22 protein-coding genes are annotated in these 19,916 nt (G+C 32.2%); 14 read left to right on the top strand and 8 right to left on the bottom strand.

Annotated elements, in window-relative coordinates:
- Window positions 1-120 precede the first annotated feature (120 nt).
- The 3 genes from ABGB03_RS07965 to aroQ all read left to right on the top strand — a co-directional run bounded on the left by ABGB03_RS07965 (window position 121) and on the right by aroQ (window position 1,833).
- Entirely contained in the window at window positions 121-603 is a 483-nt protein-coding gene (locus tag ABGB03_RS07965) for an outer membrane beta-barrel protein (RefSeq protein ID WP_347926339.1), read from the top strand.
- 184 nt (window positions 604-787) lie between these two features.
- Window positions 788-1,339 (top strand): porin family protein, encoded by a 552-nt coding sequence (locus ABGB03_RS07960; RefSeq protein WP_347926337.1) that lies wholly within the window; start codon window positions 788-790, stop codon window positions 1,337-1,339.
- A 77-nt stretch (window positions 1,340-1,416) separates the two neighbouring features.
- Window positions 1,417-1,833 (top strand): type II 3-dehydroquinate dehydratase, encoded by a 417-nt coding sequence (gene aroQ / locus ABGB03_RS07955; RefSeq protein WP_347926335.1) that lies wholly within the window; start codon window positions 1,417-1,419, stop codon window positions 1,831-1,833.
- Between the two features lie 95 nt (window positions 1,834-1,928).
- On the opposite strand, the gene lpdA is transcribed toward aroQ, so the two are convergent.
- The 3 genes from lpdA to msrB are packed head-to-tail and all read right to left on the bottom strand — an operon-like array spanning window position 1,929 to window position 4,392.
- Window positions 1,929-3,305, bottom strand: coding sequence for a dihydrolipoyl dehydrogenase (gene lpdA, locus ABGB03_RS07950; protein ID WP_347926333.1), 1,377 nt, complete (start codon window positions 3,303-3,305; stop codon window positions 1,929-1,931).
- Window positions 3,306-3,362: 57 nt separating this feature from the next.
- Window positions 3,363-3,917 (bottom strand): DUF1572 family protein, encoded by a 555-nt coding sequence (locus tag ABGB03_RS07945; RefSeq protein ID WP_347926332.1) that lies wholly within the window; start codon window positions 3,915-3,917, stop codon window positions 3,363-3,365.
- The gene (msrB, locus tag ABGB03_RS07940; RefSeq protein WP_347926331.1) at window positions 3,910-4,392 is read right to left on the bottom strand and encodes a peptide-methionine (R)-S-oxide reductase MsrB; all 483 of its coding nucleotides are present in this window, start codon (window positions 4,390-4,392) and stop codon (window positions 3,910-3,912) included. The genes ABGB03_RS07945 and msrB overlap by 8 nt, the downstream gene beginning before the upstream one ends.
- A gap of 157 nt (window positions 4,393-4,549) precedes the next feature.
- On the opposite strand from msrB, the gene ABGB03_RS07935 reads away from it, so the two are divergent.
- Both ABGB03_RS07935 and ABGB03_RS07930 read left to right on the top strand, forming a co-directional pair.
- Entirely contained in the window at window positions 4,550-5,368 is an 819-nt protein-coding gene (locus tag ABGB03_RS07935; protein ID WP_347926329.1) for a M48 family metallopeptidase, read from the top strand.
- 68 nt (window positions 5,369-5,436) lie between these two features.
- Entirely contained in the window at window positions 5,437-6,771 is a 1,335-nt protein-coding gene (locus ABGB03_RS07930) for an MFS transporter (RefSeq protein ID WP_347926327.1), read from the top strand.
- 44 nt (window positions 6,772-6,815) lie between these two features.
- Here ABGB03_RS07930 and ABGB03_RS07925 read toward each other — a convergent pair whose 3' ends face one another.
- From ABGB03_RS07925 to ABGB03_RS07910, 4 genes are read right to left on the bottom strand one after another with little or no spacing between them, the layout of a single operon-like run.
- Window positions 6,816-7,541 (bottom strand): head GIN domain-containing protein, encoded by a 726-nt coding sequence (locus ABGB03_RS07925; RefSeq protein WP_347926325.1) that lies wholly within the window; start codon window positions 7,539-7,541, stop codon window positions 6,816-6,818.
- 24 nt (window positions 7,542-7,565) lie between these two features.
- A complete protein-coding gene (locus ABGB03_RS07920; protein WP_347926323.1) occupies window positions 7,566-8,648 on the bottom strand; it encodes a hypothetical protein in 1,083 nt (360 codons plus the stop codon).
- Window positions 8,626-9,189 (bottom strand): hypothetical protein, encoded by a 564-nt coding sequence (locus ABGB03_RS07915; RefSeq protein ID WP_347926322.1) that lies wholly within the window; start codon window positions 9,187-9,189, stop codon window positions 8,626-8,628. The genes ABGB03_RS07920 and ABGB03_RS07915 overlap by 23 nt, the downstream gene beginning before the upstream one ends.
- Before the next feature lie 10 nt (window positions 9,190-9,199).
- Window positions 9,200-9,760 carry an RNA polymerase sigma factor gene (locus ABGB03_RS07910; RefSeq protein WP_347926321.1) on the bottom strand — a complete coding sequence of 187 codons (561 nt, stop codon included), beginning with the start codon at window positions 9,758-9,760 and terminating at the stop codon, window positions 9,200-9,202.
- A gap of 240 nt (window positions 9,761-10,000) precedes the next feature.
- Here ABGB03_RS07910 and lon point away from each other — a divergent pair, with 240 nt between their 5' ends.
- The 9 genes from lon to ABGB03_RS07865 all read left to right on the top strand — a co-directional run bounded on the left by lon (window position 10,001) and on the right by ABGB03_RS07865 (window position 19,608).
- Window positions 10,001-12,475, top strand: coding sequence for an endopeptidase La (gene lon / locus ABGB03_RS07905; RefSeq protein WP_347926320.1), 2,475 nt, complete (start codon window positions 10,001-10,003; stop codon window positions 12,473-12,475).
- A 75-nt stretch (window positions 12,476-12,550) separates the two neighbouring features.
- A complete protein-coding gene (gene porQ, locus ABGB03_RS07900; protein ID WP_347926318.1) occupies window positions 12,551-13,573 on the top strand; it encodes a type IX secretion system protein PorQ in 1,023 nt (340 codons plus the stop codon).
- The gene (gene cmk, locus ABGB03_RS07895; RefSeq protein ID WP_347926317.1) at window positions 13,573-14,268 is read left to right on the top strand and encodes a (d)CMP kinase; all 696 of its coding nucleotides are present in this window, start codon (window positions 13,573-13,575) and stop codon (window positions 14,266-14,268) included. Before porQ ends, cmk begins: the two co-directional genes overlap by 1 nt.
- Before the next feature lie 198 nt (window positions 14,269-14,466).
- Window positions 14,467-16,299 (top strand): 30S ribosomal protein S1, encoded by a 1,833-nt coding sequence (rpsA, locus tag ABGB03_RS07890; protein WP_347926315.1) that lies wholly within the window; start codon window positions 14,467-14,469, stop codon window positions 16,297-16,299.
- A 129-nt stretch (window positions 16,300-16,428) separates the two neighbouring features.
- Entirely contained in the window at window positions 16,429-16,968 is a 540-nt protein-coding gene (gene pyrR, locus ABGB03_RS07885) for a bifunctional pyr operon transcriptional regulator/uracil phosphoribosyltransferase PyrR (protein ID WP_347926314.1), read from the top strand.
- Between the two features lie 4 nt (window positions 16,969-16,972).
- A complete protein-coding gene (locus ABGB03_RS07880) occupies window positions 16,973-17,899 on the top strand; it encodes an aspartate carbamoyltransferase catalytic subunit (RefSeq protein ID WP_347926312.1) in 927 nt (308 codons plus the stop codon).
- A 4-nt stretch (window positions 17,900-17,903) separates the two neighbouring features.
- Window positions 17,904-18,236: a ribonuclease Z gene (locus tag ABGB03_RS07875; RefSeq protein ID WP_347926311.1), complete on the top strand. Its 333-nt coding sequence runs from the start codon at window positions 17,904-17,906 to the stop codon at window positions 18,234-18,236.
- Window positions 18,233-18,703 carry a DUF3291 domain-containing protein gene (locus tag ABGB03_RS07870; RefSeq protein WP_347926310.1) on the top strand — a complete coding sequence of 157 codons (471 nt, stop codon included), beginning with the start codon at window positions 18,233-18,235 and terminating at the stop codon, window positions 18,701-18,703. The genes ABGB03_RS07875 and ABGB03_RS07870 overlap by 4 nt, the downstream gene beginning before the upstream one ends.
- Entirely contained in the window at window positions 18,703-19,608 is a 906-nt protein-coding gene (locus tag ABGB03_RS07865) for a ribonuclease Z (RefSeq protein ID WP_347926308.1), read from the top strand. The genes ABGB03_RS07870 and ABGB03_RS07865 overlap by 1 nt, the downstream gene beginning before the upstream one ends.
- On the opposite strand, the gene ABGB03_RS07860 is transcribed toward ABGB03_RS07865, so the two are convergent.
- Window positions 19,605-19,916, bottom strand: a complete 312-nt coding sequence (locus ABGB03_RS07860; protein ID WP_347926306.1) for a DUF3784 domain-containing protein — start codon at window positions 19,914-19,916, stop codon at window positions 19,605-19,607. The genes ABGB03_RS07865 and ABGB03_RS07860 overlap by 4 nt on opposite strands.

Raw genomic sequence — 19,916 nt, 5'->3', positions numbered from 1 at the left:
AAACATTAGTAATAATGCGGTATTATCGATAAAAGTACTACTTTTTGGGTTAAAATTTTGTTCAAAAGCATTTTTATTTTTTAATTAGCTGCGAATTAATCAAAACTAAATTTACAAATTATGAAAAAATTATTATTAGTTATGGCAGTCGTAGCATTTAGCTTTACTGCTAATGCACAGGATTTTAGAGCTGGAATTAATGTTGGTTTACCAGTTGGAGATGCTGGAGACGGTTATACATTTAATCTAGGCGTTGATTTATCTTATATGTGGAATGTATCTGAAGATTTTAATGCAGGTTTATCTACAGGTTATAGCCACTTTATGGGAGATGAAATATCTGGATTCGAAATTGATGACGCTTCATTTTTACCATTAGCTGGTTCAGCAAGATTTAACGCTTCTGAAGAGTTTGTTTTGGGTGCTGACCTTGGGTATGCAATAGGTATTAGCCCAGATGGAAATGATGGCGGATTCTATTACAGACCAATGATTGGTTATAATGTTGGAGGAAATGCTCAAATTACTGCTTCTTACAGTGGTGTTAGTGTTGATGGAGGGACATTCTCTTCGATTAATCTAGGAGTAAATTTTGGATTATAGATTTTAAGAAGAATAATATTGATTAATAGCAAATCAAGAAAGAAGGAGCGCACATAAATTGGCGCTCTTTTTTTTTGCTTAATTTAAGTGTAAGAATTATCACATATAATTATGTTAATTTTCTTGTTTTATTTAATCTAAGCATATAGATTTGCCGATCAATAAAATTAAAACCAGATTTATTATGAAAAAAAGTTTATTAGTAGCAGCAATGGCAGTTTTAGGATTTACAACTGTTAATGCGCAAGACGATGGAGTAACTTCCTCGCAATTTGGAGCAAAAGCTGGATTCAATTCACTTAGTATACGTGCTTCTGCTGATGGTGCTTCTGCATCAGAAAGTGTTTCAGGGTTTTATTTAGGTGTTTTTGGAGAATTTGAAGTTTCTGAAAAATTTAATATCCAACCTGAATTACAATTTATAAGTGTAAGTGAAGATGGAGAAAACTCTAGTCTTTTAGCTTTACCTATTATGGTGAAATTTAAAGCTGCTGAAAAATTAAGTATTCTTGCAGGTCCGCAATTAGATTTGCTTTTAGATGAAGAAGCTGAAGGAATTAAAAAATTTGGCGTTGGTCTTGGTGCTGGATTAGCTTATGATATCACAGAAAAATTCATTATTGATGCAAGATATGTTTTAGGACTTTCTAACCGTTTAGAAGATAATGATTTTGGGGGAGTAGAAGTTAACACAACATTTAACTATGTACAATTTGGCTTAGGGTATAAATTTTAACCTAAAGTTCACTAATAAAAAAACCGAAGTTGAATACTTCGGTTTTTTTATGCATTATTTTTTGATACATTTGATTTATGAAAAAACTAATCATCATAAATGGTCCAAACTTAAACTTATTAGGGAAACGTGAACCTAACATATATGGTAGCTTAACGTTTACAGAATTTCTTGACACTGTAAAAAAAAAATATCTTAAAGTAAATTTAGAATACTTTCAATCAAATATTGAAGGTGAATTGATAGACAAAATACAAGAAGTTGGCTTTACTTATGATGGTATTATTTTAAATGCTGCTGCTTATACGCATACCTCAGTAGGTATTGGTGATGCTGTTAAGGCTATTGAAGCTCCTGTTATAGAAGTTCATATTTCTAATACGTTTGCTAGAGAAGAGTTTAGACATCAATCATACATCTCTCCAAATGCTCATGGCGTAATTCTTGGTTTTGGGTTACAGAGTTATGAACTTGCCATTCAAAGTTTTTTATAAATAAACACTTATACAGATAGATTAAAACATATTTTAAAAAGAAAAGTTCCGAAATCTTCGGAACTTTTTAGTCTTATATCTATTATTATCTAAATCTAAAGATGAATTACTTCGCCATAAGCAGCAGCAACTGCCTCCATAACAGCTTCACTCATCGTTGGATGTGGATGCACAGCTTTTAGTACTTCGTGCCCAGTTGTTTCTAGTTTTCTTCCTAAAACAGCTTCAGCAATCATATCAGTTACACCTGCACCAATCATGTGACAACCTAACCATTCACCATATTTGGCATCAAAAATCACTTTTACAAAACCGTCTTTATGTCCTCCAGCACTTGCCTTACCAGAAGCTGAAAATGGGAAGTTACCAACTTTAATGTCATAACCTTGTTCTTTTGCTTGTGTTTCTGTTAAGCCAACACTTGCAATTTCAGGAGAACAGTATGTACATCCTGGGATATTGCCATAATCTAGTGCTTCAACGTGTTGTCCTGCAATTTTCTCAACGCATAATATTCCTTCAGCAGAAGCTACATGAGCTAAAGCTTGACCAGGAGTTACATCTCCAATAGCATAATATCCAGGGATATTTGTTTGGTAAAAGTCATTAACTATGATTTTATCTCTATCCACAACAATACCAACATCTTCTAAACCAATATTTTCAATATTTGTTTTAATTCCTACAGCAGAAAGAACCATGTCGGCTTCCAGAATTTCTTCACCTTTTTTAGTCTTAACTATTGCTTTTACTCCTTTACCAGAGGTATCAACACTTGTTACTTCAGATGAAGTCATAATCTTGATACCACTTTTTTTGAATGAGCGTGCTAACTGTTTAGATACATCTTCATCTTCAACAGGTACTACTCTTGGCATAAATTCAACAACAGTAACTTCTGTTCCCATTGAGTTATAAAAATATGCAAACTCAACACCTATAGCACCAGAACCAACAATAATCATTTTCTTTGGTTGTTTTTCAAGAGTTAAAGCTTCACGATAACCAATTACTTTTTTGCCATCTTGTGGTAGGCTAGGTAATTCGCGAGAGCGCGCTCCAGTTGCAATTATAATGTGATCTGCACTATATTCCGTTCCATCAACATCAACTTTCTTTCCAGGTTTTACTTTTCCGTACCCATTTATAACATCAACTTTGTTCTTTTTTAAAAGAAATTGAACACCTTTACTCATGCCATCTGCAACACCGCGACTACGTTTTACAACTGCATCAAAATCTTTGTCAGCATCTTTAACCGATAATCCATAATCTTCCGCATGTTTTAAATATTCAAAAACTTGAGCCGATTTTAATAATGCCTTAGTAGGAATACAGCCCCAATTTAAACAAACACCACCAAGGCTTTCTTTTTCAACTACTGCTGTTTTAAATCCTAATTGAGACGCTCTAATAGCTGTTACATAGCCTCCTGGACCGCTTCCAAGAACAATTATATCGTATTTACTCATGAGTATGTATTTAAGTCTTAAATTTAGGCTACGAATTTACGAAACCTAAATGTAATATTAAAGGTCTTCGGTAAAATGCTTTCTTGTTTTGTCTTTAGCAAATTTTTCTTCATTATAACGAGTAGATGTTCCTTTAGGAATCGATAAAGATTTCCAATTATCGTTGGTAATCATTTTGCCTAGAAATACAATTTGACCAATGTGGTAAGAATAGTGGGCTAATTGCCTGTTAATAGCTTCAGTTATAGTGTGACCATGGTTTCTTATATAAACTAAACTTTCTAATTGCTCATTTTTTATAGGCGTAATGGCATCAAATAAACATTTCCAACCTTGCTCCCAAGCTTTTAGCATTTGCTCTTTATTAATGTAAGTGTTTTCAAATTCTTTATCACGTTCTCTCCATGTTTTTTCACCATCTTCGGTTAAAAAATTGGTCCAGCGAGACAACATATTTCCAACAATATGTTTCACAATAATAGCAATACTATTACTTTCATTATTATATTGCCAATAAATTTGTTCATCAGTCAATTGATTGAATGTTTTATCACCAAGACTTTTATAATATTCAAACTGTTTAATAATACTAGGCAAATAACTATTACTCATCTTTTTTTGGTATAAATTTTAATGCAGCACCATTAACACAATGTCTTAATCCAGTAGTTTCTCTTGGACCATCATCAAACACGTGCCCTAAATGCCCACCACAAGTTGCACAGATTTCTTCTTTTCTTGCAACACCTATATTATAATCTACAGAATAAGCTACATTGCCTTTTATTTCTCTATCAAAACTTGGCCAACCTGAGCCAGAGTCGTATTTATGTTCACTTTTAAATAATGGTGTGTCGCAAGCAGCACAAACATATACGCCTTTTAAATGATTATCATTAAAAGAACTACTAAATGCTGGTTCAGTACCAGCTTCTCTAAGTACGTAATATTGCAAATCGTTAAGTTGTGCTTTCCATTCTGCATCCGTTTTTGAGATAGGAAAACTTTTTTCAGTTTCTTTTTTTTGAGCAGAACTGTTACAACTAAAACAGAAACTAATTAATGTAAGTACTAATAGCTTTTTCATAGAATAAATTTTAATTCGATTTCTTTTAAAAGTCGAAATCTAATTAAGAGTATTACAAATATTTTTTAAAAAATGTGACAATTAATCAATGTTGGGGTCATAAATTTAAGAAACCTTTTTTGTATTTTTAAGTTTCGTAAATAAAACCTTAAACAAAATGAAATATCATAAACTAATAGTCACATTTGGAGTTGTATTTTTATTTCTTTCATGTGCTACAAATCCTTTTACTGGTAAGAAAACTATGGCTTTTATGCCAAATTCTCAATTATTCCCAACTGCTTTTGCGCAGTACGATCAATTTTTAAGTGAAAACAAAGTAGAAAAAGGTACTAAAGATGCTGAAATGATAACTAGGGTTGGACAACGAATTGCAGTAGCTGCTGAGCGTTGGTTAAATGCTAATGGGTATCAAGGTTATTTAAACGATTATAAATGGGAATACAATCTTGTGAATGATAAAACGGTTAACGCTTGGTGTATGCCTGGAGGAAAAATTGTTTTTTATACAGGTATTTTACCTATTGCTGCTGGAGAAACTGGAGTTGCAGCAATTATGGGTCATGAAGTGGCGCATGCATTAGCAAATCATGGTCAACAACGTATGAGTGCAGGATTACTTCAACAAGCTGGTGCTATAGGACTTAATGTTGCATTGCAAGATGATAAAAATCTAGGGCTTTATAATCAAGCCTTTGGTGTTGTAACGACAGTAGGAGGAATGTTACCTTTTAGTAGAGCTCATGAAACTGAAGCGGATAGGATAGGGTTATATTTAATGGCAATTGCTGGTTATAATCCAGATGAAGCAGCTGAGTTATGGAAGCGCATGAAAGCCAATAGTGGAGGACAAACACCACCAGAATTTTTGAGTACACATCCATCAAACGATACAAGAATTACAAATTTGAAATCACTAGCGCCAACTGCAAAAAAAGAGGCAACTAAATTTGGTATAACTTCCTTTAGAGAATAATTATATAGTCATTTAAAGATAAATGTTTACTTTAGAAGCTGCTCAAACAATTGAGCAGCTTTTTATTTATGGCAGTATTAGAAAAAGGAAGTAAGAAACTCTTAAATGCTTGGGCCTTTTATGATTGGGCGAACTCGGTGTATCCATTAGTTATTACTTCGGCAGTGTTTCCAATTTTTTATGGAGCTTTAACAATAATAAAAGATACAGAAACAGGTGAAAAAATAAGTGACACAGTCACTTTTCTTGGATATGATTTTAATAATGATTCTTTAATAAGTTACATAACGGCATTAAGCTTTTTAGTAGTATCTATTTTGTCTCCTATACTATCTGGAATATCAGATTTTGTTGGTAACAAGGAAGGGTTTATGAAGTTTTTCTGTTATTTAGGCGCATTATCCTGTATTGGTTTATATTGGTTTAGTTTAGACTATTTATGGTTTGGTCTATTATGCTACATGTTAGCTTTAATTGGTTTTTGGGGAAGTTTGGTTTTTTATAATTCGTATTTACCAGATATTGCTTTTCCTGAGCAGCAAGATAAAATAAGCGCCAAAGGATTCTCTATGGGATATGTTGGTAGTGTAATACTACTTGTAGTCAATTTGGTTATGATTTTATTTTATGACTCATTTGGTTTTGAAGACGCGGGACAACCAACCAGAATTGCTTTTATTATGGTTGGAATTTGGTGGATGTTATTTGCACAATATACGTTTAAACATTTGCCAACAGGAACAAACGAAGGACATAAAGTAACAAAATCTGTATTGGTTCATGGGTATAATGAGTTAAAGAAAATATGGAAAGCATTAAAAACTAATCAGATTTTACGAAGGTATTTAAGTGCTTTTTTTGTTTATAGTATGGCTGTGCAAACTATTATGATTGCGGCTACATACTTTGCAGTTGAAGAGCTAGATTGGGGTAAACAAGATTCTACAACTGGATTAATAATTAGTATTTTATTAATACAGTTAATAGCTGTTTTTGGTGCAAATTATACTGCTAGATTATCTGGAAAAATGGGAAATATAAAAACACTAATTATTATTATATTTTCTTGGATTGTTATATGTGCTTATGCGTTTTTTGTAGTTACACCTCTTCAATTTTATATTACAGCTGGATGTGTTGGATTGGTAATGGGAGGAATCCAATCATTATCTAGATCTACTTACAGTAAGCTTATACCTGAGCAATCTAAAGACACAGCATCCTATTTTAGTTTTTATGATGTTGCTGAGAAAATTGGAATTGTTATAGGAATGTTTATGTATGGTTTTGTTGCCGAAATAACTGGAAGCATGCGTTATTCAATTTTATTTCTCATTACTTTTTTTATAATTGGGGTCATTCTTTTATATCGTATTCCAAAAAATGCGATGGAGATTAAATAAAAAAAGCCGCTCAAAGAGTGGCTTTTTTGCTAAAATAATTGTTCTTAGTTACTAATAGTACCAGATCCTGATACTTTAGTGTCTTCTTTTTCAGGGTTACCTTTATATTCAATATCTCCAGAACCTGAAACACGAGCTTTTAAACTTTTATTACTTACCACTTCAATATCACCAGAACCAGCTATAGAAGCTGTAGTATTGTTTGCTTGCATTCCAAAAGCATGTATATCTCCAGAACCAGCAACTTTTACTGTTAAATCGTTAGTGTTACCTTTTAGCGTTAAATCTCCAGAACCAGCAAGACTACCTTTAACAGAAGAAGCTTCTATATTAAGTATGACATCACCCGAACCAGCTAGAGATACACCAAAATTAGTAGCAGTAATTTTATCTTCATTCCATAGATCTCCAGATCCAGCTAGGGAAACACTGTTTATATCTTTAAATGGAATAGTGACTTTTATGGTTTTATTCCAACTAGGGCTTAAGTTAACTCCTTTTTCTACTTTTACGATTAAGTTACCGTCTTTGATTTCTGTAATAATGTGTTCTAATAAATTTGATTCGCCTTCAAGTTTGATTTTTCCTTCAGTTCCAGCTACTAAAATATAATCCATAGAGCCTGCGCATTTAATACCTTCGTAATCTCCTGTACTTCTATTTTCTGTAATAACTTTTCCGTTGCCCTTAATTTTTTTTCCTCCCCACCATTGCGCGTTTATTGTAGAAACGCATAAAATGGCCGCTAATAATAAAATTGATTTTTTCATTTTTCTTTGTTTTTTGATTGATATTTAATTTTTGTTGAAAGTAACACTTCCATAATCTGATGTAATATTAATAGTATTTCCAGATCCTTTTGATCCATGATACCCTGAATACTTTTTGCTACTTGATTTTTCAATTCTTTTTGACACCTCTAAGTCGTCATCTCCACGAAGCGAAGCGTAACTTAAATCTAAATCGAAATCAAAACTATAACCTGATGAATATCCAATAGTTATTTTCATATAATCTGAATCGATACGAACATCTCCAGCATTACTTGTCATATTATCAATTTTCATTGAACCATAATCTGCAGTTACAGATACATTTTTATAAACTTCTCCAATACGTAAGGTTAAGTAATCACCATCTCCTTTTATGTTGTTAGCTTTCCCGATAGTTAGAGAGCCATAATCACAATTATAAGTGACATCTTCGGCTATTTCAATATTAGATTTTGTATAATCTGTATTGATGCGTAAATCATTTGTTTTTGCTACTGTATACCCACTATAATCTGCATCAATAGTTCCACTTTTAATATATTCGAAATAGGAGTTTTTAGTATAATCAAAGGTAATAACATTGTTATCAGCCATTAATTCTTTAGTTGTAATTTTTCCATAATCACAATCAATAGTAGCTCTACCTTCTAGTTTATCCAAATTGATACTACCATAATCATTTTCAAGGTCAACATTATTACTCATTGGCATTTTTACAACGTAATTGATTTTCATACTAACATTGTTGTTTCCCCAATTCCAAAAAGATTTATTTTTTGAGAATCGCGTTTTTGCCATTACATGATTTGAAGTTCCAGAAAACTCTACATCAATTTCCTTTAATTTTTTCTCAACTTTTTCGAGATTATTTCCGTTGGTTGTAATGGTGACATCAATAACAATACGGTTTTCATTCCAAGTAACAATATCTATATTTCCATAGCTGTTGTCAATTTCTAAAGTGGCATCAGAGTTTACTGTAAACTCTTTATGTACTTTTTTCTCTTTAGTATGTTTACCGTTTAAATCATTATTGTTAGCCAAAACTAACGATGGAATAAAAAGTAAAGCAATAAAAGCTTTATAAAGTAGTGTTGTTTTCATTTTGTTCGTTTTTTGTTTGTTTTAATTCATCTATTTGTTCTACCACGTTTTGCAGTAGGTCTATTCTATCTTGAAAATTAGATATCATGGCGTAAATAACTCGTTCATCTTGACCACTTACATCGAGATCTAATTTTAACTGCTCGTAGTTTTCTTCAAGAATTTTCATTTGAAACATCGTATCAACAATTAAATCTTGATATTCTGGAGATTCTTCACTGTTAAGTTTTTCAAGTTCAGCAGTTATTGTATTAGTGAAAAAATCTTGTGTTGTTGCCATTTCTGGGGAAATACTTGCCAAATCTATTGAGTTGTTACCTTTTAAAACTCCAACAGATACTGTAATAATTAAAACTACAGAGGCAGCTACACCAATAATTGGTTGCCATAATTTAAATACTGATTTTTTTTCAGTAATAGCTACAGTGTTTGGACTATTTAACTTATCTAAAAAACGCTGTTTGTGCCCAATAGCAGGCTCTTCAGTATCAAATTGCCCCTTAGTGTTTATAAAAATTCTATTTAAATTATCCTCATTCATAATATATCTTTTAATACTCAGCTGTAAGCTGTAATTTTTGCCTTAAACTTTCTTTAGCTCTTGATATGGTTGTCCTGCAATTAGCATAAGAAATATCCATAATATCACTAATCTCTTCATAATCGTAACCTTCAATTAAATTTAAGGTTAGTGCAATTCTATAATTATCTTTAAGGTTATTAATAACCTTAAGTACCTGTTGTGCTTTTAAGTTTGTAAAATCATAATCACTACCAATGCTTTGATTCTCTTCAACTTTATAAAGCACATTGTCAAAAGGAACGTTTTGGTATTTATGACTTTTTTTATAGTGATAAATACTATTGTTTGTAACAATTCGTTTTAACCAGGCACCAAAGGTTTTTAAATCTTTTAATTCACCTAATTTTGTAAACGCTGTTAAAAAAGAATCTTGCATAATATCTTCTGCTTCATAACTATCCTTTACAATTCTTAACGAAATGTTATACATAGCTTTATAATATCTGTTATACAGCTCTAATTGAGCATTTTGATTTCCAGATTTGCAAAGCTGTGCTAGCGCTTCAGTATTTAGGTTTGGTAGTGACAATAAAACAAATTGTTTATAAGAAAGATTAAGGTAATTAAACTTTGTTACAGTTTAGTGAAAAAAAAGTTTGATTTTATTTAAGAAAGCCATTAATACAATGGCATAACAATTGAATATTAGCATGTGTAAAGTAATAAGAAACCTTGTTAAATATGATGTTTCAAGCAGAAATCAAGGTTTATTAATTAAATTGAAATAAAAAACGATTCTGTTTAAGTGACAGAATGACCTAAAAATAATATGGCGAAATCTAAATTTACAAATCTTGACAGTTTGTCATTTCAGGAATTTGATGAAAATTCAGAATTAATTCCTTTAATGACACCAGAAGATGAAGCAGAAATTAATAATGAAATTTTACCAGAAACACTTCCAATTTTACCATTGCGTAATACCGTTTTATTCCCTGGAGTTGTTATTCCAATTACAGCTGGAAGGGATAAATCGATAAAACTAATTAATGATGCGAACAAGGGAAGTAAGGTGATTGGTGTTGTATCTCAAAAGGATGAAACCATAGAAGACCCTACTGCAAAGGACATTTATAAAAAAGGAACAGTTGCAAGAATACTTAGAGTATTAAAAATGCCAGATGGTAATACAACCATTATTATTCAAGGAAAAAAGAGATTTGAAGTTAAGGAAGTAATTACCGAGGAGCCTTATATTAATGCAACAATAAAAGAGGTAGATGAAGCTCGTCCTGCTGCAGACAATACTGAGTTCAGGGCGATTATTGACTCTATTAAAGAGTTGGCGCTTCAAATTATTAAACAGAGTCCAAACATTCCTTCCGAAGCTACTTTTGCAATAAAAAATATTGAAAGCAATTCGTTTTTAATCAATTTCGTGTCCTCAAACATGAATCTTTCGGTAGAAGAAAAACAAAAACTTCTTGAAATAAACGATTTAAAAGAACGTGCTCTTGCGACTCTAAAAAACATGAATATTGAGCTTCAAAAATTGGAGCTTAAAAATGATATTCAGTCGAAGGTTCAAAGTGATATGAACCAACAACAGCGTGAATATTTTCTACATCAGCAAATGAAAACTATTCAAGAAGAACTTGGTGGTGTATCATCTGATGAGGAAATTGAAGAAATGCGTTTACGTTCTAAGGATAAACTTTGGGATGAAGATATTGCTGATCATTTTAACAAAGAATTGATGAAGCTTCAGCGAATGAATCCTCAAGTTTCAGAATATTCTATTCAACGTAATTATTTAGACCTATTCCTTGATTTGCCGTGGAATGAGTTTAGCAAAGATAAGTTTGACTTAAAAAGAGCCAAAAAGATTTTAGATAGAGACCATTATGGCTTAGACGAAGTTAAGGATAGAATAGTAGAATATTTAGCGGTTCTAAAAATCAGAAACGACATGAAGTCTCCAATACTTTGTTTGTATGGACCTCCAGGAGTTGGAAAAACATCTCTAGGGAAATCTGTAGCTGAAGCATTAGGTAGAAAATATGTTAGAATGTCGTTGGGTGGACTTAGAGATGAGGCAGAAATTCGCGGACATCGTAAAACATATATTGGTGCAATGCCTGGGAGAATTCTCCAGAGTCTTAAAAAAGCAGGAACTTCAAATCCAGTTTTTGTATTGGACGAAATTGATAAATTATCAAACTCACATCAAGGTGATCCTTCTTCTGCGATGTTAGAGGTACTAGACCCAGAACAGAATAGTGAGTTCTATGATAATTTCTTGGAAATGGGATTTGATCTTTCTAAAGTAATGTTTATTGCTACAGCAAATAGCTTGGGTAATATTCAGCCTGCTTTATTAGACAGAATGGAAATTATAGATGTTTCAGGATATACTATTGAAGAAAAAGTAGAAATTGGTAAACGTCATTTGTTACCAAAGCAACTTAAAGAGCATGGTTTAAAAAACACCCATTTAAAAATAGGTAAACCACAACTAGAAAAAATAGTTGAAGGATATACTAGAGAGTCTGGTGTAAGAAGCCTTGAAAAGCAGCTAGCAAAAATGGTTAGATATGCAGCAAAAAATATTGCCATGGAAGAAACTTATAATATTAAAGTTTCTAATGAAGATGTAATTAAAGTATTAGGACCTCCAAAGTTGGAGAGAGATAAATATGAAAACAACGAAGTTGCTGGCGTTGTAACTGGTTTAGCGTGGACTAGAGTAGGGGGCGATATATTGTACATAGAATCTATTTTGTCAAAGGGGAAAGGAAATCTAACCATTACAGGCAACCTAGGAACTGTAATGAAAGAATCTGCTACTATCGCTATGGAGTATATTAAGGCTAATGCTGAGAGTTTTGGTATTAACCCAGAAGCATTAGAAAATTATAACGTACATATTCATGTTCCAGAAGGAGCTACTCCAAAAGATGGACCTAGTGCTGGAATCACAATGCTAACTTCTTTAGCTTCTTTGTTTACTCAACGAAAAGTAAAAAAGAGTTTGGCTATGACAGGAGAAATTACATTACGAGGTAAAGTACTTCCTGTTGGTGGGATTAAGGAGAAAATATTAGCAGCTAAACGTGCTAAGATTAAGGAAATCATTCTTTGTAATGAAAATAAAAGAGATATAGAAGAAATAAATCAAGAATATCTCAAGGGTTTGACCTTTCATTATGTTAACGATATGAGCGAAGTCATAGATATTGCAGTAACAAAGCAAAAGGTTAAGAATCCAAAAAAAATTATAAAGAAAAACCTCGATTTTTATTGAGGTTTTTTTAAGTAATTTAAAAATAAAACACTTTACAAATCGTTTTAAGATAGATTTAGTTACTTTGCCTTTTTTATGATAAGAACTATTACCACAATATGTTTTTTGGTTTTTTTTGTAGAAACCTCCTTTTCTCAAGTAGGAGGTGAGTCAACATATCAATTTCTAAATCTAATATCCTCACCACGTCAAGCAGCTTTGGGGGGAAAAGTAATTACTAATGTAGATTACGATGTTACTCAAGGGCTTTATAATCCAGCGACCATTAATGTGGAAATGGATAACCAATTAGCACTTAACTACACAAGCTATTTAGGAGGTATTGGTTACGGTAGTGCAGCTTATGCGTATACTATTGACAGGCGCACACAAACTATTCACGCTGGCGTTACATATATTAATTATGGAAATTTTGATGGCTATGATGAAAACGGAGAATCTACAGGGAATTTCTCAGGTAGTGAAACAGCGCTTTCGGTTGGCTATGCGACCCAAATAGGGTATTCCGATTTTTATGCTGGCGCAAATTTGAAATTAATCACTTCAAAATTGGAACAATACAGCTCCTTTGGTGTTGCTATAGATTTAGGGCTTTTATATATAAATGAAAATATTGATTTTAATGCAGCAATTGCTGTTAGAAACTTAGGAAGTCAAATAACTACTTACGCAGGCCTAAGAGAGCCTTTACCATTCGAAGTGGATTTTGGAATGTCGCAAACGCTAGAACATGTACCTTTACGTTGGCATATGACGTTCGAAAATTTGCAAGAATGGCCAATAGGAAGACCTAATCCTGCAAGAGCTACAAGTGATTTGGAAGGAAACCAAACTCAAGAGAAAGTCAGTTTTTTTAATAATGCGTTTCGTCATTTAATTTTAGGCGCCGAATTGTTTCCAGATAAAGGATTTAATATTAGATTGGGCTATAGTTTTAGACGGGCCGAAGAATTACGAATTTTAGAACAACGAAATTTTTCTGGATTGTCTTTTGGAGTCGGTATAAAAATGAAAAAAATGCGATTTAGTTATTCGCATGCAAGGTATACAAGTGCTTCTAACGCTAGCTTTTTTGGGCTACAAATAGATTTACAATAATGCAAAAGATTACAATAGCAATTGACGGATTCTCATCCACAGGCAAGAGTACTTTAGCAAAACAACTGGCTAAAGAATTAGGCTATGTATATGTTGATACTGGAGCGATGTATAGAGCTGTGACTTTATATGCTTTGCAAAACAACCTTATTAATGAAACCGATTTCAAAATAAATAAACTCGTTTCTGCATTAAATAAAATTCAATTGTCATTTAAATTCAATGAAGTTTTAGGTTTTTCTGAAATGTATTTGAATGGAGTTAATGTTGAGAAAGAAATAAGAACTCTAGAGGTATCAAATTTTGTAAGTAAAGTATCGGCTATCCCAGAGGTGCGCTATCAGTTGGTGAAACAGCAACAACAAATGGGAAAAGATAAAGGCATTGTAATGGATGGACGTGATATTGGTACTGTTGTATTTCCACAGGCAGAATTAAAAATTTTCATGACAGCTTCTCCAGAGATTAGAGCGCAACGTAGATATGATGAGCTTATTAATAGAGGAGATGAGGTTAAGTATGAAGAGGTATTGCGAAATGTTCAAGAACGTGATTATATAGATTCTCATCGTGAAGATTCTCCATTAATGATGGCAGATGATGCTATAGAAATAGACAATTCTAATCTCACACTTGATGCCCAATTTGAAAGTATTATGAATCTAGTTAAAATGACTTTGGAAGGATTAGAATAGTAGTTTCATTTTCAATACTTTAAAAACCTTATTTCTATTAAAATAAAATTAGGCAATTTAGCAGATAATATGTATTTTTGCACTCCTTTTAGCGAATTATCAGAAAATTAAAAGGAATAAAAAAACAAATTATAACACTTCTGTGTGTAAATCGCTTAATTTTTCTGAAAACATACAGAATACAAATGTTAATCAGCAATGGCTGAAAAAAAAGAAAAAGCAGTAGAACCACAAGTTGAAGAAGCTGCAAAAACTGAAGCTCCAGTAGTCTCTGAAGCTCAAGCAAATCCAGAAAAATTCTTAAAAGATTTCAATTGGCACAATTACGAAGAAGGAATTGATCCAGTTGATGACAAACAATTAGAAGAATTTGAAAAATTAGTATCTGAAAACTTTGTAGACACTTTAGATGATGAAGTTGTTGAAGGTGAAGTAATACATATTAGTGATCGTGATGCGATTATTGATATCAATGCAAAATCTGAGGGTGTTATCTCTTTAAACGAGTTTCGTTACAACCCTAACTTAGCTGTAGGTGATAAGGTAGAAGTATTAATTGATGTTCGTGAAGACGCAACAGGACAATTAGTTTTATCTCATCGTAAAGCTAGAGTAATAAAAGCATGGGGTCGTGTAAATGCTGCTCACGATACAGGAGAAATAGTAAATGGTTTTGTTAAATGTCGTACTAAAGGTGGTATGATCGTTGACGTATTTGGTATTGAAGCATTCTTACCAGGCTCTCAAATAGATGTGAAGCCTATTAGAGATTACGATCAGTACGTAAATAAAACTATGGAATTCAAAGTTGTTAAAATCAACCATGAATTTAAAAACGTTGTTGTATCTCATAAAGCTCTTATTGAAGCTGATATTGAAGTACAGAAAAAAGAAATTATTGGTCAACTAGAAAAAGGTCAAGTACTTGAAGGTTCTGTTAAAAACATTACATCTTATGGAGTATTTATGGATCTTGGAGGAGTTGATGGATTAATACATATTACAGATCTTTCTTGGTCTAGAATAAACCATCCAAGTGAAGTTGTAGAATTAGACCAAAAAATAAATGTTGTTATCCTTGATTTTGACGAAAATAAATCAAGAATTCAATTAGGTCTTAAGCAATTAAGCAAACATCCTTGGGATGCTTTAGGTGAAGAGGTTAAAATTGGTGATAATGTAAAAGGTAAAGTTGTAGTCATTGCAGATTACGGTGCATTTATTGAAGTTGCTGAAGGAGTTGAAGGACTAATTCACGTTTCTGAAATGTCTTGGTCTACTCATTTACGTTCTGCACAAGATTTTGTAACTGTAGGTGATGAAATTGAGGCGAAAATCTTAACTTTAGATAGAGAAGAGCGCAAAATGTCTCTTGGAATTAAGCAATTAACTCCAGATCCATGGACAGATATTACTACTAAATATCCTTTAGGTTCTAAGCATTCAGGTATTGTACGTAACTTTACTAACTTTGGTGTATTTGTTGAATTAGAAGAAGGTATTGATGGATTAATTTACATCTCTGATTTATCTTGGACTAAGAAAATCAAGCATCCATCGGAGTTCTGTACTGTTGGTGATACATTAGATGTAGTGGTATTAGAGCTGGATGTTGAAGGACGTAAATTAAGTTTAGGTCACAAACAAACAACTGACAATCCTTGGGATAAGTATGAAACTGAGTTTGCATTAGACTCTACTCATACAGGAACCATTGAAGAAATAGTTGATAAAGGTGCTACAGTTAATTTTAACGAAGACATCGTTGCCTTCATCCCTTCTCGTCATTTAGAGAAAGAAGATGGTAAGAAGCTTAAAAAAGGAGAAGAAGCTGAGTTTAAAATTATTGAATTCAATAAAGAATTTAAACGTGTTGTAGCTTCTCATACTGCTATCTTTAGAGAAGAAGAAGCAAAAATTGTAAAAGCTGCTGCTAAAAAAGCTTCAGCTGCTGCTGCAGAAGCAAAACCAACTTTAGGTGATGCTAATGATGCTTTACAAGCTCTTAAAGACAAAATGGACGGGAAATAATATTTCTTAGATATTTATATAAAACTAAAGCCTTCCATATTTGGGAGGCTTTTTTTATTGCTTTATAAAACCATTGCAAACCCTAATTTTTTAGCTTAACTTTGTCCACCAAATACGTTTGGAAACAATATGAGTCAAAAAGTGTTACTTAATGCAAAAGAGGTAAACATCATTCTTCATCGATTGGCTTGTCAACTAATTGAAAACCACAACGATTTTTCTAATACTGTTTTAATAGGCATTCAACCTAGAGGCAAGTTTCTTGCTAATCGTTTATGTAAAATGCTTCGAGAAGATTATAAAATAAGGAATGTTCAGTTGGGTCAACTAGATATCACATTTTTCAGGGATGATTTTAGAAGAGGAGATAAACCATTAGAAGCTAATACCACTGAAATTGATTTTGTTGTAGAGAATAAAAAAGTAGTTTTTATAGATGATGTGTTATACACAGGACGAAGTATACGTGCTGCATTAACTGCCATTCAATCATTTGGACGACCAAACGAAATAGAACTATTAACACTTATAGATAGACGATTTAGTAGGCATTTACCAATTCAACCAGATTATAGAGGAAGGCAGGTAGATGCTATAAACGATGAAAAAGTAAAGGTAAACTGGATTGAGAACGAAGGTGAAGATTCAGTCTATTTAATTAATAAATAAAGACATGAGCGAATTAAGTGTTAACCACTTACTGGGAATAAAGTATCTTACCAAACAAGATATTCAGCTTATTTTTGAAACTGCCGATCATTTTAAAGAGGTTATTAATAGACCCATTAAAAAAGTTCCTTCGCTTAGAGACATTACAATTGCTAATTTATTTTTTGAAAATTCAACTAGAACGAAACTCTCTTTTGAGCTTGCCGAAAAACGTTTATCGGCTGATGTTATTAATTTTTCAGCCTCTCAGTCCTCAGTTAAAAAGGGAGAAACTTTAATTGATACTGTTAATAATATATTATCTATGAAAGTAGATATGGTGGTGATGCGTCATCCTAATCCTGGAGCTGGTGTATTTTTATCTAATCATATTAAGGCAAGTATTATAAATGCTGGCGATGGTGCACATGAGCATCCAACACAAGCCTTATTAGATTCTTATTCTATAAGAGAAAAATTAGGAGAAGTAAAAGGTAAAAATGTAGTGATTGTTGGTGATGTGTTGCATAGTAGAGTGGCACTATCTAACATATTCGCTTTACAGTTGCAAGGTGCTAAGGTTATGGTTTGTGGGCCTAAAACCTTAATTCCAAAATATATTGATAAATTAGGAGTAAAAGTTGAAACCAATTTACGTAAAGCATTAGATTGGTGTGATGTAGCAAATATGCTTCGCGTGCAAAATGAACGAATGGAAATTAATTATTTTCCATCTACAAGGGAATATGCACAACAATATGGAGTCACAAAAGAATTACTTAATTCGTTAGATAAGAAAATCACTATTATGCATCCAGGTCCAATTAATAGAGGTGTTGAAATAACTAGTGATGTAGCAGATTCTGACCAAGCAATTATACTTAACCAAGTTGAAAATGGCGTTGCCATACGTATGGCTGTTATTTATTTATTGGCTTCTAAAATTAAATAAAAATATGATTTTTGATAAACAAGGTAATATCTCAATTATTACTCAAGAGAAGGCTTCAATAATTGAACTTATAAAAAAGTTAGACGTTATTTATGCAAGATTTAAAAATGATAATATCATTATAAATCTTACAACTTTAAAGACTTTAACTACAGAGGATGTTATTGAATTTTTGCAAATTTCTAATCAGCATAGAAAATCTGAACTTTCGTTTGTAATTGTGACAGATAAAATTAATAATGATCGTATTCCTGATGAATTAGTAATTGTACCAACACTACAAGAAGCTTACGATATTATTGAGATGGAAGAAATTGAAAGAGACTTAGGGTTTTGAAATATTATTTAGCTCAAGTAAACATAGCAAAAATGTTAGCGCCAATAGATGATCCAATAATGGCCGATTTTGTTAATAATTTGGATAGAATAAATGCTGTAGCTGATAAAAGTGAAGGCTTTATTTGGAGGTTGCAAGGTATTGAAAGTAATGCCACAGCAATTAAAGCTTTTGACGACGATACTTTAATAATTAACATGTCGGTTTGGGAAGATATGGAAGCTTTATTCAATTATACTTATAAATCTGACCATGTTGCTATTTTTGCAAGAAGAAAGGAGTGGTTTAGTAGGATAAAAGATATGCACATGGTATTTTGGTTTATTCCAGAAGGACATACACCGTCACCTAAAGAAGCTAGAGAACGCTTAGAATATGCCAATACTCATGGTACTTCACCTTACGCTTTTACTTTTAAAGATAAATTTACAGTTAATGATTTTCTAAATTATAATTGCCTAGAATAATGAAGCTTACAATTTTAGGCTGCCATAGCGCTACTCCAAGAATAGATACACACCCAACATCTCAAGTTCTAGAAATTCGAAATCATATTTTTTTAATAGACTGTGGAGAAGGAACCCAAGTACAACTGCGAAAAAATAAGATTAAATTTAATAGAATAAAGCACATTTTTATTTCGCATTTGCATGGTGACCATTATTTTGGATTGGTAGGCTTAATATCTACTTTTAGACTTTTAACAAGGGAAACCGATTTGCATATTTATGCACCAAAAGGGTTAAAAGAACTCATTACCATGCACATGAAGTTAGCCGATTCTTGGACAAATTATAAGCTTATTTTTCATGAGTTAACATCCACAGAGTCTAAATTAATTTTTGAAGACGATAAGGTAGAAGTGCATACCATTCCTTTAGACCATCGTATTTATACTAATGGCTTTTTATTTAAAGAAAAAGAAAAAGAGCGTAAATTAATCCTTGGAGCAGCCGAAGATGTTAACATAAACAAAGTATACTATAGAAAGCTAAAACAAGGCTTTGATGTTGTTAATGAAGATGGAGAACTTATAAAAAACGAACAAGTAACTAAACGAGGCGAAATGCCTAAAAGCTATGCATTTTGTAGTGATACAGCATATAATGAATCTATTGTTCCAGTAATTAAAGATGTAGACGTACTATATCACGAATCTACTTTTTTGGAAAAACTTTCGCATTTAGGAGACAAAACAAAGCATTCAACAGCAAAACAAGCAGCAACCATAGCTAAAAAAGCTAATGCAAAAAAATTAATTTTGGGACATTTTTCAACCAGATACGATGACCTCTCTGAGTTTGTTGAAGAAGCTTCAGAGGTTTTTGAGAATGTAGATATTGCAGAAGCAGGAAAAACGTTTGAGCTTTAAGAGTTTTTATTAAACTTTTTGGCATTTATTATCATAATAATTATACCAAGTATTACAATAGAACAATTAATTAAAAGACTATAAGACTCTTTAATTTCAAGAAAATATAGGATAAGACCAGAAAAAACAATTAACACTCCCATGATTATAAATGTTGTTTTCATCATCTTAGACAAATTTTCTATATCAATTCTTTTCTTATTCTTCTTATTTAATGTGTTATAGCCAGCAATAAGGTTAGGATTTTCTTTCACAAGAAATCCACAAGCAATAAGAATAACACTAATTAATATAGATGAAAATAACAT

The organism is Pontimicrobium sp. SW4, assembly GCF_039954625.1.
In the GTDB taxonomy this organism is placed as follows: Bacteria; Bacteroidota; Bacteroidia; order Flavobacteriales; family Flavobacteriaceae; genus Pontimicrobium.
Note: the sequence above shows the minus strand (reverse complement) of the source record. Positions and strands in the feature narration are given on the sequence as shown.